Origin of the sequence: Caulobacter sp. 73W (assembly GCF_041021955.1) — a bacterium.
Classification (GTDB): domain Bacteria; phylum Pseudomonadota; class Alphaproteobacteria; order Caulobacterales; family Caulobacteraceae; genus Caulobacter.
The window spans coordinates 905,723-926,346 of the sequence record NZ_CP158375.1 but is presented as its reverse complement, the minus strand read 5'-3'; the positions used below and the strand labels follow the sequence as shown (position 1 = coordinate 926,346).

General features: G+C 66.7%; 14 protein-coding genes. 10 read left to right on the top strand and 4 right to left on the bottom strand.

The features are described 5' to 3' along the window. Positions 1-7: 7 nt before the first annotated feature. The 6 genes from ABOZ73_RS04360 to ABOZ73_RS04335 all read left to right on the top strand — a co-directional run bounded on the left by ABOZ73_RS04360 (position 8) and on the right by ABOZ73_RS04335 (position 8,816). Positions 8-460 (top strand): response regulator, encoded by a 453-nt coding sequence (locus ABOZ73_RS04360; RefSeq protein WP_369061023.1) that lies wholly within the window; start codon positions 8-10, stop codon positions 458-460. Continuing rightward, entirely contained in the window at positions 450-2,537 is a 2,088-nt protein-coding gene (locus tag ABOZ73_RS04355; RefSeq protein WP_369061022.1) for a response regulator, read from the top strand. The genes ABOZ73_RS04360 and ABOZ73_RS04355 overlap by 11 nt, the downstream gene beginning before the upstream one ends. Positions 2,538-2,712: 175 nt before the next feature. Next, positions 2,713-3,720, top strand: a complete 1,008-nt coding sequence (gene glk, locus ABOZ73_RS04350) for a glucokinase (protein ID WP_369061020.1) — start codon at positions 2,713-2,715, stop codon at positions 3,718-3,720. A gap of 81 nt (positions 3,721-3,801) precedes the next feature. Then, the gene (locus ABOZ73_RS04345; RefSeq protein ID WP_369062483.1) at positions 3,802-4,821 is read left to right on the top strand and encodes a LacI family DNA-binding transcriptional regulator; all 1,020 of its coding nucleotides are present in this window, start codon (positions 3,802-3,804) and stop codon (positions 4,819-4,821) included. Between the two features lie 115 nt (positions 4,822-4,936). After that, positions 4,937-7,465, top strand: coding sequence for an exo 1,3/1,4-beta-D-glucan glucohydrolase (locus tag ABOZ73_RS04340; protein WP_369061018.1), 2,529 nt, complete (start codon positions 4,937-4,939; stop codon positions 7,463-7,465). A 106-nt stretch (positions 7,466-7,571) separates the two neighbouring features. Further along, the gene (locus ABOZ73_RS04335) at positions 7,572-8,816 is read left to right on the top strand and encodes a dicarboxylate/amino acid:cation symporter (protein ID WP_369061016.1); all 1,245 of its coding nucleotides are present in this window, start codon (positions 7,572-7,574) and stop codon (positions 8,814-8,816) included. A gap of 29 nt (positions 8,817-8,845) precedes the next feature. On the opposite strand, the gene ABOZ73_RS04330 is transcribed toward ABOZ73_RS04335, so the two are convergent. From ABOZ73_RS04330 to ABOZ73_RS04320, 3 genes are all read right to left on the bottom strand, one after another. Further along, positions 8,846-9,028, bottom strand: coding sequence for a CsbD family protein (locus ABOZ73_RS04330; protein ID WP_369061015.1), 183 nt, complete (start codon positions 9,026-9,028; stop codon positions 8,846-8,848). Positions 9,029-9,094: 66 nt separating this feature from the next. Beyond that, the gene (locus ABOZ73_RS04325) at positions 9,095-10,198 is read right to left on the bottom strand and encodes an alkaline phosphatase D family protein (RefSeq protein WP_369061013.1); all 1,104 of its coding nucleotides are present in this window, start codon (positions 10,196-10,198) and stop codon (positions 9,095-9,097) included. Between the two features lie 64 nt (positions 10,199-10,262). Continuing rightward, the gene (locus ABOZ73_RS04320; protein ID WP_369061011.1) at positions 10,263-12,536 is read right to left on the bottom strand and encodes a TonB-dependent receptor; all 2,274 of its coding nucleotides are present in this window, start codon (positions 12,534-12,536) and stop codon (positions 10,263-10,265) included. Between the two features lie 220 nt (positions 12,537-12,756). Here ABOZ73_RS04320 and ettA point away from each other — a divergent pair, with 220 nt between their 5' ends. The 4 genes from ettA to ABOZ73_RS04300 all read left to right on the top strand — a co-directional run bounded on the left by ettA (position 12,757) and on the right by ABOZ73_RS04300 (position 20,118). Continuing rightward, positions 12,757-14,424, top strand: a complete 1,668-nt coding sequence (gene ettA, locus ABOZ73_RS04315) for an energy-dependent translational throttle protein EttA (RefSeq protein ID WP_369061010.1) — start codon at positions 12,757-12,759, stop codon at positions 14,422-14,424. 166 nt (positions 14,425-14,590) lie between these two features. Continuing rightward, positions 14,591-16,234 (top strand): hypothetical protein, encoded by a 1,644-nt coding sequence (locus ABOZ73_RS04310; RefSeq protein WP_369061009.1) that lies wholly within the window; start codon positions 14,591-14,593, stop codon positions 16,232-16,234. A 68-nt stretch (positions 16,235-16,302) separates the two neighbouring features. Next, complete coding sequence (locus ABOZ73_RS04305) at positions 16,303-18,348, top strand: hypothetical protein (protein ID WP_369061008.1); 2,046 nt, start codon at positions 16,303-16,305, stop codon at positions 18,346-18,348. A gap of 75 nt (positions 18,349-18,423) precedes the next feature. Then, a complete protein-coding gene (locus ABOZ73_RS04300) occupies positions 18,424-20,118 on the top strand; it encodes a M20/M25/M40 family metallo-hydrolase (RefSeq protein ID WP_369061006.1) in 1,695 nt (564 codons plus the stop codon). Between the two features lie 133 nt (positions 20,119-20,251). Here the strand turns inward: ABOZ73_RS04300 and ABOZ73_RS04295 are convergent, their stop codons facing one another. After that, complete coding sequence (locus ABOZ73_RS04295) at positions 20,252-20,476, bottom strand: flagellar basal body rod C-terminal domain-containing protein (RefSeq protein ID WP_369061005.1); 225 nt, start codon at positions 20,474-20,476, stop codon at positions 20,252-20,254. Positions 20,477-20,624 lie beyond the last annotated feature (148 nt).

The following is a 20,624-nucleotide window of genomic DNA, read 5'->3' as shown; positions in this document are numbered from 1 at the left end:
GCCAAACTTGTCTGACCTGCGACCCATCCTGTTGGTTGAGGACAATCCGAAAGATCTCGAACTGACGCTGGCGGCGTTGGCGAAGTGCCAATTGGCGAACGAGATCGTCGTCGCCCGCGACGGCGCCGAGGCGTTGGACTACATCCATCAGCGGGGCGTTCACGCCAACCGCGAACCGGGCGATCCGTCGGTGGTGCTGCTCGACCTGAAGCTGCCGAAGATCGACGGGCTGGAGGTGCTGGAGCGCATTAAGAGCGACGCCACCCTGCGCCAGGTGCCGGTGGTGATGCTGACGTCGTCCCGCGAGGAGAAGGATCTTGTGCGCTCCTACGCGCTCGGCGTGAACGCCTTCGTGGTCAAGCCGGTGGACTTCAACCGCTTCTTCGACGCCATCCAGGACCTGGGCATGTTCTGGGCGATCCTCAACGAACCGCCGCCCAGGGGCTCCCATGTCAGCTGACGGAAGCCCGGTGCGCGCCGATACCCTGCGCATCCTCCTGCTGGAGGACAGCGAGATCGACGCCGAATTGCTGGCCAGCCATCTGGAGCGGGCCGAGTTCGCGTTCGACATCATCCGCGTCGTCAATCGCCGCGCTTTCGTCGAGCGGCTGGCGATCGTCGATGAGATCGACATCATCCTGGCCGACTATTCCCTCCCGGACTTCGACGGCCTGTCGGCCCTGACCATCGCGCGCGAGCTGGTCCCGACCATCCCCTTCATCTTCGTCTCGGGCGTGGTGGGCGAGGAGTTCGCCACCAACGCGATCAAGCGCGGGGCGACCGACTATGTGATGAAGCGCAACCTGTCGCGCCTGCCGACCGCCGTGGACCGCGCGCTGAAGGAGGCCCATGAGCGGGCCGAGCGCCGCCGCGCCGAGTTCGCCCTGCAAAAGAGTGAAATGGGCATGCGCCTGGCCGTGGATGTCGCGGGCCTGGGCATGTGGGACTTCCACCCCAAGACCGGCGAACTGCGCTGGGACGACCGTTGCAAGGCCATGTTCGGTCTGCCCCCCGAGGCGGAAATCACCTACGCCGCCTATCTCGACGGTCTGCATCCCGATGACCGCGCCCGCATGGACGCCGCGGTCAGCAAGGCGGTATCGGTCGAGAGCGACACCGGTTTCGCGGACGAGTACCGCGTCATCACCCCGGCTGGCGAAGAGCGCTGGCTGAGCACGCGTGGCCACTCGGTGTTCATCGACGGAGTCTGCGAACGCTTCCTGGGCGTCGTGCGCGACGTGACCGAGCAGAAGCTCAGCGAGCACCTTCTCCAAGATCACGCCAAGGCGCTGGAAAGCGCCGTCCGCACCCGAACCCGCGAACTGTCCGAGCAGATCACGGAGCGTGAGAGGGTCGAGGAAACCCTGCGCCAGATGCAGCGGCTGGAAGCCGTCGGCCAGCTGACCGCTGGCGTGGCGCATGATTTCAACAACCTGCTGACCGTCGTCCTGGGCAATCTGGGCTTTATCGAGCGCTCGCTCGGGGCCGAGGCGGACGACAAGGTGCGCCGCCGCCTGAACGACATGCGCATCGCCGCCGAGCGGGGCGCCACCCTGACCAGCCAGCTGCTGGCCTTCTCGCGCCGGCAGAAGCTGGAGCCCAAGCCCGTCGATCTGAACGAGACCGCCAACAACATGCGCGGCCTGCTGCAATCGACCATGGGCGGCAGCGTGCGGCTGGAGACGGTTCTGAAGAAGGGCCTGTGGCCGGCCCTGGTCGATCCCACCCAGATCGAGATGATCCTGCTGAACCTGGCCATCAACGCCCGCGACGCCATGGAGGTCGGCGGGGCGGTGACGGTCGAGACCGCCAATGTGACCCTCACCGACGAACCGGCGCGGCCGGAAGAGCCCGCGCCCGGCGAGTACGTGATGATCTCGGTGTCGGACACCGGCACCGGCATGAGCGATGAGGTTCTGGCCCGCGCCTTCGAGCCGTTCTTCACCACCAAGGAAGTGGGCAAGGGCTCTGGCCTGGGCCTGGCCCAGGTGTTCGGCTTCGCCAAGCAGTCGGGCGGCGGCGTTCGGATCGAGACCCGGATGGGCGAGGGGACGGCCGTGAAGGTCTATCTGCCCCGCGCGTCCAAGGCCGCCCGCGCGGTGTCGGTCGAGGCGCCCGTCGTCGACAGCGCGGGCCTGGCGGGACGCCGCATCCTGGTTCTGGACGATGACAGCGCCGTGCGCGAGGTGACCGCCACGATCCTGCGCGAGCTGGGCTGCACGGTGGTCGAGGCCGGCAGCGGCCGCGCCGCCCTGGACATCCTGGAGCAGGACGCCGAGATCGACATGCTGCTGGCCGACTACGCCATGCCGGGCATGAACGGAATGGAGGCGGCCAAGGCCGCGCGTCGGATGCGGCCTGATCTTCCGGTGCTGTTCATCACCGGCTTCGCCGACCTGGCGGCGCTGAAGGACGCGGGCGAGGACCGCATTGTCCAGAAGCCGTTCCGCGAGAACGAACTGGCCGCGAAAGTGGAAGCGCTGCTCGGAAGCGCGGCGCCCGGAACCAATGTGGTGCCGATGATCCGGGGTCGATGAAAGTTTTGCTGGCCTAGCCTCGGCTCCCCGGTTATGGGTGACAGCGCTGTCATAATCACCATAAGACGCGACAGCGGGAAACGCCTGCGATGAATGCCAAGACTGTGTCCGAGAATTCCCCTGGAAACCGCCTGCCGGTGCGACGTCTCGCTGACCAGTTTTGATGCCTGCCGCCATGCTTGAACGCGTTCGTGAGACCCTTGCCGACCTCGCTCCGGAGCATCTGGCTCTGGTGGGCGACATCGGCGGCACCAACGCCCGTTACGGGCTTGTCGACCTCAGCGCCGACACGCCGGAAATCCTCGACGCCCACGGCTATCTGACCAGCGACTATCCGCGGTCCTATGATTCCGTGAGCGCCTATCTGGAGCGCGTGGGCCTGAAGCGCCCGCCGCACCTGGCGGTGATCGCCGTCGCCGGTCCCATCGTCGACGGGGCGATTCGCTTCACCAACCTGGATTGGGAGCTTTCGGAGTCGGCCCTGGTGGACATGGGCTTCGACGGCGCCCGCCTGTTGAACGACTATGCCGCCCTGGCCCTGGCCGCGCCGCTGCTGGAGGCGGGCGACACCCACCAGATCGGCGGACCGGCCACCGTCCCGCCGCAGAAATCCATCGCCGTGCTTGGCCCCGGCACCGGGTTCGGCGTCTCGGCCCTTGGGCGCGACGGCACAGGCCATGCGGCCATGGCGACCGAGGGCGGCCACGTGGCCTTCGCCCCGGTAGACGAGGTCGAGATCGAAATCCTGCGCATCCTGACGCGCAAGTTCGGCCGCGTGTCGGTCGAGCGCATCCTGTCGGGCCCGGGCATGTGCGACCTGCACGACGCCCTTTGCGAGATCGACGGCAAGGGCGCGGTCCATCGCGACCCGGCCGAGATCACCCGCCGCGCGGTGGAGGGCGACCAGTCGGCCCTGCGCACGGTGAACCGCTTCTGCGGCATCCTGGGTTCGGTGGCCGGCGACATAGCCCTGACCTTCGGCGCTCAGGGCGGGGTCTATATCGGCGGCGGCATCGCCCCGCGCATCCTGGACATCCTCGACGCCAGCCCGTTCCGCGAGCGGTTCGAGGACAAGGGCCGCTTCCGCGGCTATCTGGAAGCCATTCCGGTCAAGGTGATCCTGCGGCCCTACGCGGCGCTGCTGGGCGCCGCCCACGCCCCCCGTCTGCTCGCGCTCGGCTAAGCTTGGCCACGGCAGATTGACGGGGAGGGCCGACCTCCATAGCTTTCGCGCGATTGCGGTTAGGGGGGGCGTTTGGAAGCGGTGCGGTCGATCACCATCAACGACGTGGCGGCCAAGGCCGGCGTCTCGATCAAGACCGTCTCGCGGGTTCTGAACCGCGAGCCGAACGTCAAGGACGACACGCGCGAGCGGGTGCTCGCCGCCGTTCAGGAGCTCAACTACAAGCCCAACGTCTCGGCGCGCAGCCTGGCGGGTTCGCGCTCCTATCTGATCGGCGTCTTCTTCGACAACCCGAGCCCGGCCTACAACGCCGACGTCCACATGGGCGCGGTCCTGCGCTGCCGCGAGGCCGGCTACCACCTGTTGGTGGAGCCGCTGGATTCCACCGCCGCCGACTTCCGCGCCCAGCTGATCGCCATGCTGGCGACCCTGCGGGTGGACGGCGTGCTGCTGACCCCGCCGGTCTGCGACAATCCCGTCCTGCTCGACGCCCTTGAGGCGGCTCAGGTGCCCTATGTCCGCGTCGCGCCGGACGGCCAGCTGGATCGCGCCGCCTATGTCCGCATGGACGACCGCCTCGCCGCCCAGGAGATGACCAATCACCTGATCAGCCAGGGCCACCGCGACATCGGTTTCATCAAGGGCCACCCGGACCATGGCGCCTCGCACCTGCGCGAGGAGGGCTTCCGCGAGGCGATGAAGGCCCATGGCGTGCCTGTCCGCGAGGAATGGGCCGTGCAGGGCTGGTTCTCGTTCCAGTCGGGCTTCGAGGCGGCCAAGTCGCTGCTGGCGGCCAAGGATCGGCCCACCGCCGTCTTCGCCTCCAACGACGACATGGCCCTGGGCGTCATCGCCGCCGCCAACCAGCTTCGCCTGACCGTGCCGGACGACCTGTCGGTGGTGGGCTTCGACGACACGCCCAGCGCCCGCATGGTCTGGCCGCAGCTGACCACCATCCGACAGCCTATCGCGACCATGGCCGCCGCCGCCGCCGACCTGCTGATCAGCGGCGAGATGACCACCGACGACGGCGCGCCGGCCAGCCGGATGCTGGATTTCGAACTGGTCGTCCGCGATTCCACCAAGCCGCTGAAGGGCTGAGGTCTTTTCCACGGGCGATGGCTCCGGTTCGCGTTGACAGCGTTGTCATGGCGCGGATAGCTTGGCGCACAATGAAAAAGCCGGGTCGCCGGCTGTCCCCTGGGAGAATACGTCCATGAAGCTCGCCCCCAGCCTCACCGCGATCGCGCTTGTCCTGGCCGCCGGCTCCACTGCCGTCGCAGCCGAGAAGCTGACCCCTTCGGGTCCGGCCAGCGCCAACCCGGCCCTGTGGCCCAAGGCCCATAGCCCCGCCGCTATCACCGACGCCAAGACCGAAGCCTTCATCACCGACCTGATGTCGAAGATGAGCATCGAGGAGAAGGTCGGCCAGCTGGTCCAGGCCGACATCGGCTGGATCAAGCCGGAAGACCTGCGCAAGTACCCGCTGGGCTCGATCCTGGCCGGCGGCAACTCCGCCCCTGACGCCAACGAGCGCGCGACGCCGCAGCGCTGGATGGAGTTCCTGCGCGAGTTCCGCGCCGTGGCGCTGGAGAAGCGCGACGGCCACGTGCCGATCCCGATCATGTTCGGCATCGACGCCGTCCACGGCCACAACAACGTGGTCGGCGCCACTGTCTTTCCGCACAACATCGGCCTGGGCGCCGCCCGTGATCCCGAGCTGATCGGCCGCATCGGCAAAGCCACCGCCGAGGAAGTCGCCGTCACCGGCGCCGACTGGACCTTCGGCCCGACCCTGGCCGTGCCGCGCGACGACCGCTGGGGCCGCTCCTACGAAGGCTATGGCGAGAACCCGGAAATCGTCCGCTCCTACGCCGGCCCGATGACCCTGGGCCTGCAAGGCAAGCTGGTCGCCGGCCAGTCCCTGGCCAAGGGCCACATCCCCGGCTCGGCCAAGCACTTCCTGGCCGACGGCGGCACCAAGGATGGCAAGGACCAGGGCGATTTCGTCGGTACCGAAGCCGAGCTGATCCGCGACCACGTCCAAGGCTATGTCCCCGCCATCAACGACGGCGTGCTGACCGTGATGGTGTCGTTCTCGTCGTGGAACGGCGTCAAGCACACCGGCAACAGGAGCCTGCTGACCGACGTCCTGCAAAAGCAGATGGGCTTCGAGGGCTTCACCGTCGGCGACTGGAACGCCCACGGCCAGGTGGCCGGCTGCACCACCACCAACTGCCCGCAGGCGATCAACGCCGGCCTCGACATGTTCATGGCTCCGGACAGCTGGAAGGAGCTCTACGACAACACCCTGGCCCAGGCGAAGTCGGGCGAGATCGGCATGGCGCGCATCGACGACGCCGTGCGCCGCATCATCCGCGTGAAGGTGAAGTCGGGCCTGTTCGACGCCGGCCACTATGAGGGCGTCGAAGGCAAGTTCGACCGACTGGCCGCGCCGGAGCACCGCGCCATCGCCCGCGAGGCGGTGCGCAAGTCCCTGGTCCTGCTGAAGAACAACGGCGGCGTCCTGCCGCTTAAGGCGAACGCCAAGATCCTGGTGGCCGGCGACGGCGCCGACAACATCGGCAAGCAGTCGGGCGGCTGGACCATCGACTGGCAGGGCGCGGCTAACACCAACGCCGACTTCCCGCAGGGCCAGTCGATCTTCGGCGGCATCGCCGAGGCGGCCAAGGCGGCCGGCGGTTCGGCAGAGCTGAGGGTCGACGGTTCTTTCAAGAGCAAGCCGGACGTGGCCGTGGTGGTGTTCGGCGAGAACCCCTACGCCGAATTTCAGGGCGACATCCCGACCCTCGACTATCAGCCGGGCGACGCCCGCGACCTGGCGCTGCTGAAGAAGCTGAAGGCCCAGGGCATCCCGGTGGTCTCGGTCTTCCTGTCGGGTCGCCCGATGTGGACCAATCCGGAGATCAACGCCTCGGACGCCTTCGTCGCCGCCTGGCTGCCGGGCACGGAGGGCGGCGGCGTCGCCGACGTCCTGCTGCGCAAGGCCGACGGCGCGGTGAACCACGACTTCAAGGGCAAGCTGTCCTTCTCGTGGCCCAAGACCGCCGCCCAGATCCCGAACGTGGGCGAGCCCGGCTATGACCCGCAGTTCGCCTATGGCTACGGGCTGACCTATGCGTCCAAGACCAACGTCGCCAAACTGGCCGAGGTCTCCGGCGTGCCGGACGTGAAGATCAACACCGACGCCTTCTTCGGCGCGGGCCGCGTGCTGACACCGTGGATCGTGCAGATCGGCGACCCCTCGGGCCTGGCCACGGCCAACGCCGTCGGCGCGACTAAGAGCCCCGGCGGCCTGTCAGAGATCAAGCCGGTGGACGGCGCGGCCCAGGAATCGGCGCGCGGCGTGACCTTCGACGGTCCGGGCGAGGGGCGTCTGGTCTTCGCCGGTCCGGCCATCGACCTGACCCGCCAGACGAACGGCGACCTGGCCCTGGCCATCACCTGGCGCCAGGACGCAAAGCCGGAAGGCAAGGTCCTGGTCGGCATGGGCTGCGGCGACAACTGCGGCGCGGCGTTCGACTTCACCGCCGCGGCCAAGGCGGCCCCGGTCGGCCAGTGGACCACCACGGCGATCAAGCTGTCCTGCTTCCGCGAGATCGGCCTGGACGTGTCCAAGATCTCGACCCCGCTGTTCGTCAACGCCGAGGGCAAGTTCGCCTTCTCGTTCTCGAAGGTCGAGCTGGTCCCGAGCCCCGGCGGCGCGGCCTGCCCGGCGCGCTGAAGACTTCATGGCGGCAAGCTGTGGGTTAACCACGCTTGCCGCTTGCTTCCCGATCAAAAGCAACCGCTACTGAAATCTGTGTAGTGCGCGGTCGGGGGCTAGGCCGATGCTGAAGTGGTGGTTCGCGGTTCCTCTGTGGAAGCGCATCCTCGCCTTCCTGGTGCTGGGCGTGGTGGTCGGGCTCGTGTTCCGCGAGCAGGCCGCCCACGTAAAGGTGCTTGGCGACATCTTCGTGCGGCTGATCCGCATGGTCGTCGCGCCCCTGGTCTTCACCATCATCGCCGCCGGCGTCGCCTCGCTGGCGGACTCTCGAAAGCTCGGCTCCCTGGGGATCAAAACCCTGGTGCTGTTCGTCTGCACGGCCGCCGTGGCGGTCGCCGTGGGCATGGGCGTCGGGGCAATCTTCGAGCCCGGCTTCGGGGCGAATATCTCCAACGCCTCGCCGCAGCTGATCAACCCGGGCCGCACCATGGGCGAGCAGCTTCTGGGTCTGATCCCGATCAACCCGATCAAGGCGCTGGCCGACGGCGACATGCTGGCGATCATCGTCTTCGCCATCTTCGTCGGGGCGGGGATTCTGGCGGCCGGGCCGCGCGCCGCGCCGCTGGCAGCCATGCTCGACGCCGCCTCGGCGGTGATGCTGCACATCGTCAAGTTCGTGATGGAGGTCGCGCCCTTCGGCGTGTTCGGCTTGGTGGCGACGGCCATCGGCACCAACGGCCCGGCGGTGTTCCTGAACATCGGCCTGCTGGCCCTGTGCGTGGTGCTGGCCTCGGCGGTGCAGAGCATGATCGTCCACGGCCTGCTGCTGCGCGTCGTGGCGCGGCTGCCGGTCATGCCGTTCTATCTGAGCATCCTGGACGCCATCGTGGTGGCGTTCTCCACCGCCTCCAGCTCGGCCACCCTGCCGGTCGCCATGCAGGTGGCGGAGCGGAACCTGAAGCTGGGCAAGCCTGTGATCTCAACCGTCCTGCCGCTGGGCGCCAGCATCGGTCGTGACGGCACGGCGCTCTATGTCGGTCTGTTGGCTCTGTTCTCGGCCCAGGTGCTCGGCGTGCCGCTGGGCCCGGTGCAGTACGTGCTGATCCTGATCACCGCGACCCTCGTGGCCCTGGGCACCGCCCCGGTGCCGAGCGCGTCGCTGTTCATGCTGGCGGCGGTGCTGTCCACCCTCGGCATCCCGGACGAGCGCACGGCGCTGATCGTGGGCTTCATCCTGCCCTTCGACCGGCTGCTGGACATGATCCGGACTGTACCGAACGCCACCTGCAATCTGGCGGTGGCGACGACGGTGGCGCGGTTCGAGAAGGAGATCGACGTGGAGGCCTATCGCAAGGCTCCCCACGAATGAAAAGGGCCCCCGAAGGGGCCCTTTAGGTCTTAGTGCTTGAGGGCGTCCCGGACGCCTTCCTTGATCGAGCCGACGCCCTTCTGGACCTTGCCCTTGGCCTGGTCACCAAGGCCCTCGGCCTCGAGGCGCTCATTGCCGCTCACCTTGCCGGCGGCTTCCTTGATCTTGCCCTTGGCGTCGGTGGCGGCGCCTTTGACTTCATCCTTGTGCATGACGGCATCTCCTTGTGAACACTCGGAGATTCAAACGATCCCGGCGCGGGGGCGTTCCCCGAAACCTCAGGCGATGCGCAAGCTCGCGGTGTCGATCGCAGTCGACAGCCGGGCCTTTCCGGCCGCGTCGCGCACCTCGATCCGCACCTTGGGCGACGGCGGCGACCAGTCGATCTCGATGAGGCCGAAGTTCTGCTCCTGCAGCACCGCGCTGCGCCGCAGGGCGTTGGGCGGGGTCACCGGCCAGGTCTCTGTCAGGCCCGACGAGGTCACGTCCCAGATGGGGTAGGGGACGTTCACGTCCAGGCGCGAGATCTCCGCATAGTGGGTGTCGCCGCTGATGCAGAACAGCCGCTCCGCCCGCGTCCGGCGGATGGTCTCGAACAGGCGCTGGTGGTCGTTGGCGTAGTTGGGCCAGCTTTCCCAGCCGGGGAAGTCGGCCAGCACCTGCAGGCTGGAGCCGAAGATGCGCAGGTCCGCCGGACGGGCCAGCTCCTCCTCCAGCCAGCGCCACTGCGCCTCGCCCAGCATGGTCGCGGCCAGGTCGGGATTGCGGGCGTAGGGGCCGGGGACCTGCGCGCCCTTGTCGGCCTTCGCCTTGGCCCAGGCTTCGTAGTCGGCGCCGGCCAGGTCCAGCTTCTCGATTGCGGTGCGGTTCCAGCGCAGGTCCGGCAGGATCACCTGCACGCGCCGGCCGGCGGGGCCGAAGATCGCGGCCGTATGGATACCGTCGCGCGTGCGGCGGGGAGAGGTCGCCGCCTCGCCCCAGAAGTCGCAGAACTGCCGCCGCGACTCGTCCTTCATCGGATAGTCGGCGCCGGCGTCGTTCTCGCCGTAATCGTGATCATCCCAGATCGCCATCAGCGGCGTGGTCGCCTTCAGCTTCTGGAAGCCGGGCTTGGCCGCCAGGGCGGCATACTTGGCCGCCATCACCCGCGGGTCGCGGGTGTCGGCGTAGATGTTGTCGCCCAGGAAGATGAACAGGTCCGACTTTGCCGCCAGCACCGCGTCCCAGATCGGCTGGTCCTTGTCCTGCTTGGCGCAGGAGCCGAAGGCGATGCGGGTCAGCAGGTGGTTGTCGGTGCGGTCGGCGGCGCGGGCCGGGGCGCTGACGGCGGCGGCCGCGGCGACGCCAAGGCCCAGGGCGGCGCGGCGACTGAGGTCGGACATGAACGTTTCTCCAAAGGAAAAGGCCGGGGAGCGAGCTCCCCGGCCTTCGTTCTGATCGCTGGGATCAGAAGCTCTTCTTGATGGTGATGAAGCCCTGGCGCGGCGGAGCCGGCAGCAGGGTCATGGTCGTGCCGGCCACGTCGCGGTTCACGTAACCGCCCGAGCCCACCGTCGAGATGTAGTCCTTGTTGAACAGGTTGGTGACGTTGCCCTGGATTTCCAGGCCTTCCAGGAGCGGGCCGCCCGAGAAGCGGTAGCCGAACACTAGGTCGGCCACGAGCGCGCCGTCGACCTTCCCGCCGATGTTCTCGTAGGTGTAGTAGCGCTCGTCCGTATAGACGCCCGACAGCTTGGCGTAGAAGCCGCCGTTGTCATACGCCAGCTCGGCCTTCACGCTGTTGCGCGGCGTGTTCACGACCGTCTTGCCCTCGGTCGCCGAAGCGATCGAGCCGTTCGCGTTGATGACGTTGTCCTGGTACTTGGACGAGTTCAGGCTGTAGGCGCCGTAGAGGCTCCATTCGTCGGTGATGCGGAATTCACCGGCCACTTCGACGCCCTTGGTCTCGACCGAGCCCACGTTCGACAGCACCGCCGGCAGGCCGAGGATCGGCGAAGCGGTCTGGGCGCTGACCAGGCGGTCGTTGAAGTCCACCTTGTAGGCGGCGATCACGCCCTGGAAGCGGCTGGTGCGATAGCGCAGGCCGCCTTCGAAGGTCTTGGAAGTTTCCGGGTTCAGGTTCTGGGCGATGTAGTTCACCGCCGCCTGGTTCTGCGAGCCGAACGGACCCGAGGTCGCGGCCGAGACGAAGGCGGCCATGTTCTCGGTGTAGCCGCCGAACACTTCCAGGTCCGGAGTGAACTGATAGACGGCGCCGGCCTGCGGCAGGAAGCTGTCCTCGGACTCGATCGTGCCGGCCAGCGGCGAGCCGACGATGGTGGACACCTCGTTCTCGACCTTGACGGCCTTAAAGCCGAAGTTGACCTTCAAGGCGTCGGTCACGGTCCAGACGTCTTGCAGGAAGCCCTGGGTCGTCATGGTTTGGAAGGCGTACTGCCACTGGGTGGCGAACGGGTTGGACTGGAAGTCCAGCGCGTCGCGCGACTGGGTCAGGGTCTCGGCGTAGAACCGGCGAGCCTGGTTGAAGTCGTTCTTCTCGTACCAGAGGCCGCCGCTGATCTCGTGGCCGGCGATGCGCCAGGTCAGGTTGCCGATGAAGCCCTTGCGGTCGATGTCGTACTCGGTGGTGCGGATCGACAGCGGCGCGGCGTTGGAGCCGGCCGTGCCGAAGCCCGGCGACACCAGGTACGGCGTGTACCACAGCCCCTGGCCTTCGTTGGTGTGGCCGTAGCCCTGGACGTGAACATCGAAGTTCTCGCCGATCGGGGTGTCGAAGCTGACGCTGTAGAGGTTGTCGTCACGGATGCCGGCCCCGGCGTAGTAGGCGTCATCGACGCTGGTGAACGGCGCGGGCAGCGGGCGGCCGGTGTTGTAGGCCGTGGCGGCGGCGATCGCGAGGCCCCAGTTCGGCACGGTGTTGTCCCAGTCGCGCCCCAGGCGGCGGATCATCTCGAAGGACATGTCCTGGTAGTCCTGCTCGCGGCGTTCCGAGCGGGTGTAGAAGGCGCTCAGCTGGCCTTCGCCGATCGGCAGCACGGCTTTGATGTCGTACTGGCGCTGCTTCTGCTCGGAGCCGCCCTTCCACTTGTCGGTCTTCTGATCGACGATCGAGGCGTAGGCGCGCAGGCCGCCCAGGGGCTCGATGGCGCCGCTTTCCATGCGCAGGAACACGCGGTGCATGTTTTCCGAACCGTAGGTGCCGTTGGCCTGGGCGCCGAAGGTCTCCGACGGATCGCGTGAGAAGAACTGCAGCGTGCCGCCCAGATTCGAGGTCGAGGCCGTCTCCAGCGAGCCGGCGCCCTGGGCCAGTTCGACCCGGCCGACGTTCTCGTTGGTGATGGCGCGGCTGATGTGAAGGCCGTTGTGGTTGCCATAGCTCATGTCGCCCAGCGGCACGCCGTCCAGGGTGAAGCCGAGCTGGTTCTGGTTGAAGCCGCGGATCGAGATGCCGGTCGACCATTCATAGGCGCCGAAGGCGTCGGCCGACTGCACGTTCACGCCGGGCAGCTTCTCCAGCACCTTCAGCGGGCTGGTGCCGGCGGCTTCCAGGGCCATTTCCTCTTGCTTGACGGTCTGGACCTGGCGGGACTGGCCTTGGCCGAGAACGACGACGGCGTCGATTTCACCCGCCGCGTCGGCGGCCTCGGCCGCGAAAGCGCCGGCGGATGTGAAGCTCAGCAGGGCGCCGATGGCGGCGCTGGCGATCAGATAACTTTTCATGGGATCCCCGATTGACTGGCCGCGCAGGGAAGTGCGCGGCCATCAGGGGTTGAGCTACCAATGGTCCATGACGTCGAGGCCAAGCTTTTGCGACACATAGGTTGCGCCAAGGCGACGCTTCGCGTCCGTGGCCAAAGCGCCGCATCCGTTGCGCTCGGAGCTTCACACCGCTATCTGAGCGCAACTCCGAAAATCATACGAAAGCGAGCGCGGCGCCCCCATGGCCCAGCAGTACATTTTCCAGATGCAGGGCCTGACCAAGGCCTACCCCGGCGGCAAGAAGGTGTTCGAGAACATCTGGCTGTCGTTCTACTCCGACGCCAAGATCGGCGTCGTCGGCGTCAACGGCTCGGGTAAGTCGACCCTGCTGAAGGTCATGGCCGGCCTGGACAAGGAATTCCAGGGCGAGGCCAAGGCCGCCGACGGCATCAAGCGCGGTTACCTGCCGCAGGAGCCGGTGCTGGACCCGTCCAAGGACGTCTGGGGCAACGTCATCGCCGACTGCGAGGACAAGCATGTCTTCGACAAATACAACGAGCTGGCCGCCAAGCTCGGCGAGGAATACTCCGACGAGCTCATGGAGGAGATGACCAAGCTCCAGGAGATCATCGACGCCAAGGATCTGTGGGACATCGATTCCAAGATCGAGATGGCCATCGACGCCCTGCGCTGCCCGCCGAACGACGCCAACATCGAAAGCCTGTCGGGCGGTGAAAAGCGCCGTATCGCGCTGGCCCGCCTGCTGCTCAGCAAGCCCGACATGCTGCTGCTCGACGAACCGACCAACCACCTGGACGCCGAATCCGTGGCCTGGCTGCAGCATCACCTGGAAGAGTTCCCGGGCTGCGTCATCCTCGTGACCCACGACCGCTACTTCCTCGACCAGGTCACCAAGTGGACCCTGGAGCTCGACCGCGGCAAGGGCGTCCCCTACGAGGGCAACTACTCCGGCTGGCTGGAGCAGAAGCAGAAGCGCGTCGTCCAGGAGCAGTCGGAATCGGAAGCCCGCCAGCGCGCGCTCACCCGCGAACTGGAATGGGTCCGCTCCTCGCCCAAGGCCCGTCAGTCCAAGTCCAAGGCCCGTCTGGCGTCCTATGAGGAAATGGTCGCCGCGCAGGAGAACGCCCGCGCCGCCCAGACCCAAGCCCACATCCAGATCCCGCCTGGCCCGCGCCTCGGCAACGTGGTGCTGGAAGTCAGCGGCCTGGAGAAGGAATACGGCGACAAGGTCCTGTTCAAGGACCTGAACTTCAAGCTGCCGCCGAACGGCATCGTCGGCGTAATCGGCCCGAACGGCGCCGGCAAGTCGACCCTGTTCAAGCTGATCACGGGCCGTGAAACGCCCGACGCCGGTACGGTGAAGGTCGGCGAGACCGTGAAGCTGTCCTATGTCGACCAGTCGCGCGACGCCCTCGATCCCAATAAGACTATCTGGGAAGAGGTATCCGGCGGCACCGACATCATGGTCGTCGGCAAGCGCGAGATTAACTCCCGCGCCTATGTCGGCAGCTTCAACTTCAAGGGCGCCGACCAGCAGAAGAAGGTCGGCCTGCTGTCGGGCGGTGAGCGCAACCGCGTCCACCTGGCCAAGACCCTGGCCACCGGCGGCAACCTGATCCTGCTCGATGAGCCGACCAACGACCTGGACATCGAAACCCTGCAGGCTCTGGAAGAGGCGCTCGAAGAGTTCGCCGGCTGCGCCGTGGTCATCAGCCACGATCGCTGGTTCCTCGACCGTCTGGCCACGCACATCCTCGCCTTCGAAGGCGACAGCCACGTGGAGTGGTTCGAAGGCAACTTCGAGATGTACGAGGAAGACAAGAAGCGCCGCCTCGGCGCCGACAGCCTGATCCCCAAGCGGATCAAGTTCCAGAAGTTCGCCCGCTAAGCGCGGAGCAACCCCTTGCTGGAAAAGGCGGCGGTGACCCTCACCGCCGCCTTTTTTCTCGGGCGTGTATGCAATCTGGGGTTTGTTTCGATAGCGATCACACTCTAACGTTGCCGCGATTTCGAGAGTCGCTTTGGGGGGCGTTTGTGAGCGTGGGGAGTTTCCGATGAGCGTGACGCTGCGTGGTGGCTCCGGCGTCGACACCTTGGAAGGGGGCGCGGGCGACGACTACATCTACGGCTACGAGGGGAATGACATTCTTCGTGGTGGGGACGGGCGAGACATGCTCTGGGGCGGTCAGGGCGACGACATCCTTGACGGTGGAGCGGGTGCAGACACCGTCCACCTATCCGATGCGTACCGACCTATCCGCGTCGATCTTGCCATCTCTGGTCCGCAGGACACGGGAGAGGGAAGAGACACCCTTCTCTCGATCGAGAATGTCGGAGGCGGCGAGTACGACGACATTATTCGTGGCGACGGCGGCGTGAACAACATCGGTGGCGCTGGCGGTAATGACTTAGTCGATGGGCGCGCGGGCAACGACGTTGTGTCGGGCGGGGCCGGCGATGATGAAATCTACGGCGGCGACGGCGACGACATGATGCACCCCGGCTCGGGGAATGATCTTGTCTATGGCGGCGCCGGCAATGACGTCCTGTGGGTTGCTCGAGAAGATTCCAGTCGCTCCTATGGCCACGACGTCATGGATGGCGGTGACGGCGCTGACTCCATGCAATTCGCTACCGTCGAAAAGATCGGGGTGACGATTGATCTTAGCGAGGCGGGGCGTCAGGAGATCGCCTCGGGCATTTCCCTGACTATCCGGTCTGTCGAGAACTTTTACAGCAGCTGGGGCGACGACCATATTTTTGGGACGGACGGCGACAACACGATCGCCGGCTACGGCGGCAATGACGTCATTGATGGTCGTGGCGGCTTCGACACCGCCTACATGCGAGGGATCAAGTCCGACTACACGTTGAGTTGGACCGTCGATGGCTGGCTTATCGTCGACAAGAAGCGCTTGGATCCTTCGTTGACCAATCTCAATGACGGCACGCAAATTCTCCGGAACATGGAGAGCCTGAAATTTTACGACGGCTCGGTCGCGCTCAGCGACGGTATGACGGAGCTGGTCGGCAACATCCTGCGGACCTTCGGTGCCCACGGTTCGAAGACCGCGAGCGACCTGTCGGTCCGTCTTGCCAATGAGCGCATCAACGCTGCGCAAGCCCTCGCCGAGGTGATCGCCAAGGCGGACGCCACGACCACCGTGGCCACCATGAGCTATCAGTTCTTCACCGGCTCGATCCCCACCAAGGGCGGTGTCGAGTATCTGGTCGCGCCGGACGGCGGCAACGCCAACAATCTCAACAGCGCCTACTTTCAGAGCTTCAACCTCGAGAACCGCTACATCAACTTCGCGGTGAACCTGGGCCGGGACGGGGAGGGCAAGGCCGCTTTCCAGACCAACTACGGCGCGCTCAGCCTGTCCGAGGCGACCAAGAAGGCCTACGCCGAGATCTTCGGGCGAGCCCCTACCGACGCCCAGCTAGCGACGATGCTGTCCGGCGGCCGCGACGCCTATTTCGCCACCTATGGCAGCGATGGCCTGACCGGTCTGGGGACCAAGGCGGCTATGGTCGGCTGGCTGCTGGCCGAGGCCGCCAAGGCTGATGTCGGCGTCATGGCCCGCTCGAACACCGCCTGGCTCACCGATCTGGCGGACGGCTCCGCGCCGTTCGCCGTGAACATCCTCTCCCCGTCAAACGGCTACTACAAAGCCGAGTTCGTGTTCGGCGGCTAGGTCGGCGTTAACCTTCATTCACCATGGTCGTCCCGGCGGTTGCGGCCGCTGATGTGACGGGGGGCGTGGTGAGCGACGAGAACCTGGCGGTGCTGTTGTCGGGAAGCCTGGCCGCGGTGTCCGAGCCGTCCGCCATCATCTCCGGAACCGACGGTGCGGATACCCTGGAAGGGACGGCGGCGAACGAGCTGCTGCGCGGCCGCGCCGGCGTCGACACCCTCAAGGGCGCCGCTGGCGACGATCAGCTGGACGGCGGCGCGGGGAACGACATCCTGGATGGCGGCGCTGGCAACGATCTGGCGGTATTTTATTCGGCGACGGCGTCGATCAGGATCGACCTCGCCATCACCACCGCCCAGAATACAGGCCAGGGCATGGACACCTTGATCGGCATCGAGGGCGCTGTCGGCTCCCTGTTCGCCGACATCATCCAGGGTGACGCCAAGGCCAATCAACTGCACGGCGACGACGGCGACGATGAGCTGAACGGCCGCGCGGGCAATGACCTGCTCTACGGCGATGCCGGCGCCGACACCCTTTATGGCGGTGACGGGAACGACACGCTGGAAGGCGGCGCCGGAAACGACATCCTCTACGGGGAGGCGGGCGACGACATCCTGCGGGGCGGGGACGGCGCGGACACTCTGCAGGGCGAGGCCGGCAAGGACACTCTGGACGGCGGCGCCGGCAATGACAGCATGTTCGGCGCCGCGGGGGACGACCTGTTCATCGTCTCGGCCGGATCGGACCGGTACGACGGCGGCGAGGGCGTCGACACCATCACCTTCGCCGCCTTCACCGGCCGCGTGCTGGTCAATATGGGCGGAGGCGCCGCGCAGCAGGTCGCGGACGGTGTCACGGTCACCCTTATCGGGATCGAGAACCTGATCGGCGGTTCAGGCGCCGACACCCTCATCGGCGACGCGGCCGCCAACAAGATCGAAGGCGGCGCGGGGGACGATTTCCTGATCGGCGGCCTGGGCGCCGACACCCTCGACGGCGGCGACGGAATCGACACCGCCGACTTTTCACGGGCGGCGAACGCGGTGATCGTCGATCTGTCCAAGTCCGGCGCCCAGAGCACGGGCGAGGGAAGCGACACGCTCAAGTCGATCGAGAACCTGGTCGGCGGCGCGTTCGCCGACACCTTGAGCGGCTCCAGCATCGCCAACAGTCTCTTCGGCGAGGGCGGAGACGATGTCCTGATCGGCCTGGGCGGCGACGACATCCTGTCCGGCGGTGAAGGTATCGATACGGCCCAGTATGCGGGAGCCTGGCGCAACTACCGCTGGACCCTGGGCGTCACCGGCTGGAACGTCCGGGACATCAAGACGTCCGAAGGCGAAGACACGCTCTACAGCATCGAGAAGCTGAAGTTCAGCGACCGCACGGTGGTGATCGACGTCGGGCTGAGCAATCCGGTCCACCGCGCCTTCGACAATATCCTGCGCGCCGACACCTGGACGGACGGAAGCGCGGCGGTCGCTTTCGCGCGCGAGATGGCGGGCAAGGTTTCCGGCGGCCTCTCCACGGATGCGGCCATAGCCGAGGTCGTGGTCAAGGCGCGTGAGACCACCTCGGTGGCGACCATGAGCTACCAGTTCTTCACCGGAAAGGTCCCGGGCGGGGACGGCCTGGACTATCTGGTGGCGGTCGACGGGCCCAACCCCAACAACCTCAACAGCGCCTACTTCCAGAACTTCGGGCTGGAGAACCGCTACATCAACTTCGCCGTGAACCTGGGCCGAGACGGGGAAGGCAAGGCCGCCTTCCAGGCCGCCTACGGCTCACTCAAACTCTTCGACGCCACCCGCGAGGCCTACAAGACGATCTTCGGCGCCGCCCCTACGGACGAGAAGATCCACACCCTCATCGACACCCGCATCGACTATTTCGCGGCCTATGGCGGCAGCAAGGACGCCGACTCCATAGGCACCAAGGCGGCCATGGTCGGCTGGCTGCTGGCCGAGGCGGTGAAGGGCGATGTCGGCGTCATGGCGCGCTCCAACACCGCCTGGCTGACCGATCTGGCCGACGGTAGCGCGGGCTATGGCGTCAACCTGCTCGACGCCCTGAACGGCTACTACAAGGCCGACTTCATATACGGCGGTTAGGCCGCCGTGACGCCTTGACGACAATGAGGGCCGGCGGGCCTAGTGCCGGCTTGTTCTTGTCTGGGGAGTCGCCGCGTGGCGCTGAAATTCCTGAAGGCCGCCGCCCTGAGCAGCGCCGCACTTGTCCTGTCCGCCTGCGTGTCGATCACCACCGCCGAAGCGCCGCTTCCGCCTTCCGATCCGCTCCCGCCGCTATCGCCACCCCCGGCTCCGGTCTTCGAACCTTCGGCCGAGGCGATGAAGGCCCACATGACCTTCCTGGCCAGCGACCTGCTGGAGGGGCGCGAGGCTGGCACGCGCGGCTATGACATCGCCGCCGCCTACGTGGCTGGGCGGTTCGAGGAGCTGGGCCTGAAGCCGGCCGGCGACTACGCCTCCTATCTGCAGAAGACGCCGCTGGTGTCCTACGCCTCCGCCGCCAAGGGCCGCGTCGCCCTGAAGTCCGGCTCGAAGAAGGCCAAGGCCGTTCCGCTGGTCTTCGGGACCGACTACCTGCCCGGCGCCCAGCCGGTGTCGGCCAAGGTGTCGGTGAACGTGCCGATGGTCTTCGCCGGCTACGGCATCGTCGCGCCGGAACGCGACCGCGACGACTATGCCGGCCTGGACGTGAAGGGGAAGGTGGTCGTCGTCCTGACCGGCGCGCCCAGCGGCTTCCAGACCGAAGAGCGCGCCCACTACGCCGGCGGCAAGACCAAGCGCATCGAGGCCGCCAGGCGCGGCGCGGTCGGCGTCATCACTCTCTACACGCCCATGCGCGAGAAGGTCCGTCCCTTCGCCCGCGGCCTGAATACCTGGCAGGGCAGTTCCATGACCTGGCGCGGCGCGACGGGCGACGTGTCGTTCCCCGGCGCCTCGGCCCCGCCGATCGCCACCCTCAGCCTGGCCGGCGCCCGCAAGCTGCTGCTCGGCGCGCCCTATGGCTATGAGGACATCATGCGCATGGCGGCCGATCCCGACGGCCGCACTCCGACCTTCGCCCTGCCGCTGAGCGTGCAGGCGACCGTCGACTCCAAGATCGAGACCGTTCAGAGCGCCAACGTCGCCGGGGTGATCGAGGGCTCGGACCCGACCCTGCGGGACCAGGTGATCGTCCTGTCGGCCCACCTCGACCACGAGGGGATTTCCGAGAAGGCCGACAAGAACGGCGACAAGATCTACAACGGCGCCATGGACAACGCCTCGGGCGTCGCGACGATGCTGGAGGTCGCCCGCGGCTTCACCGAAAGCGAAGAGCGCCCGCGTCGCTCCGTGATCTTCCTTGCGGTCACCGCCGAAGAAAAGGGCCTGGTCGGCGCCGACTACTTCGCCAACAACCCGACCGTGCCCAAGGGCTCGGTGGCGGCGAACGTCAATCTGGACATGCCGATCCTGACCTATCCCTTCCAGGACGTGGTGGCCTTCGGCGCGGAGCGTTCCAACCTTGGTCCGGCGGTGCGCCGCGCGGCCGAAGGCATGGGGGTGAAGCTGTCGGCCGACCCGCTGCCGGAAGAAGGCCTGTTCACCCGCAGCGACCACTACCGCTTCGTCGAGCAGGGCGTGCCGTCGGTGTTCCTGATGACGGGCTTCGAAGGCCCGGGCCGCGAGGCCTTCACCAAGTTCTTGGCCGAGCGCTATCACAAGCCGAACGACGACCTGGACCAGGGCATCGATTACGCGGCCGGCGCCAAGTTCGCCAAGCTGAACTACGAGATCGCCCGCGAACTCGCCGACATGGACGAGCGTCCCCAGTGGAACGAGGGCGACTTCTTCGGGAACCTGTTTGGGAAGTAAGGGCGTGAACCCTCTCCCTTGATGGGAGGGGGCAGGGTGAGGGTGACTGCTGAGGTTCAGCGGATCGGCGTCCAACTCCGTATCACCCTAATCCCCGACCCTTCTCCCATCGAGGGAGAAGGGAGTTGCTGCCCTAGACCTTGATGTCCAGCAGCGAGCCCATCATCTTGTCGGCGGTCTTCACGACGGCGGCGTTGGCGGCCAGTTCGGTCTCGGCCTTCACCTGCTCGACGGTTTCTTCGGCCAGATCGACGTCTTCGCCCTCGGGCGTGCCCCAGCGCACAACTCGCTGAGCGCTCGAATCAAGGCGCTTGAAAGCGTTCTGCATGCCTGCGGCGGCGACGGCGTAAACGTCCATGGTCTTTGGCTCCTGGACGTGGAATCGCATATCGCGGTTAAGGCATCGCGTAAAAGTCCGGTTAACGCGGGCGATTGCGGCTGTGGATAACGGCCGGCGGCGTCTCGCCCCATTGACCGGCGGTCGGCCTTTCGAGAAGGGTGCCCCT

What these genes read in the sequence shown, in the direction of transcription:
- ABOZ73_RS04355 (WP_369061022.1), top strand. Translation starts at nt 450, where the DNA reads ATGTCAGCTGACGGAAGCCCGGTGCGCGCCGATACCCTGCGCATCCTC.
- glk (WP_369061020.1), top strand. Translation starts at nt 2,713, where the DNA reads ATGCTTGAACGCGTTCGTGAGACCCTTGCCGACCTCGCTCCGGAGCAT.
- ABOZ73_RS04340 (WP_369061018.1), top strand. Translation starts at nt 4,937, where the DNA reads ATGAAGCTCGCCCCCAGCCTCACCGCGATCGCGCTTGTCCTGGCCGCC.
- ABOZ73_RS04335 (WP_369061016.1), top strand. Translation starts at nt 7,572, where the DNA reads ATGCTGAAGTGGTGGTTCGCGGTTCCTCTGTGGAAGCGCATCCTCGCC.
- ABOZ73_RS04330 (WP_369061015.1), bottom strand. Translation starts at nt 9,028, where the DNA reads ATGCACAAGGATGAAGTCAAAGGCGCCGCCACCGACGCCAAGGGCAAG.
- ABOZ73_RS04325 (WP_369061013.1), bottom strand. Translation starts at nt 10,198, where the DNA reads ATGTCCGACCTCAGTCGCCGCGCCGCCCTGGGCCTTGGCGTCGCCGCG.
- ABOZ73_RS04320 (WP_369061011.1), bottom strand. Translation starts at nt 12,536, where the DNA reads ATGAAAAGTTATCTGATCGCCAGCGCCGCCATCGGCGCCCTGCTGAGC.
- ettA (WP_369061010.1), top strand. Translation starts at nt 12,757, where the DNA reads ATGGCCCAGCAGTACATTTTCCAGATGCAGGGCCTGACCAAGGCCTAC.
- ABOZ73_RS04310 (WP_369061009.1), top strand. Translation starts at nt 14,591, where the DNA reads ATGAGCGTGACGCTGCGTGGTGGCTCCGGCGTCGACACCTTGGAAGGG.
- ABOZ73_RS04295 (WP_369061005.1), bottom strand. Translation starts at nt 20,476, where the DNA reads ATGGACGTTTACGCCGTCGCCGCCGCAGGCATGCAGAACGCTTTCAAG.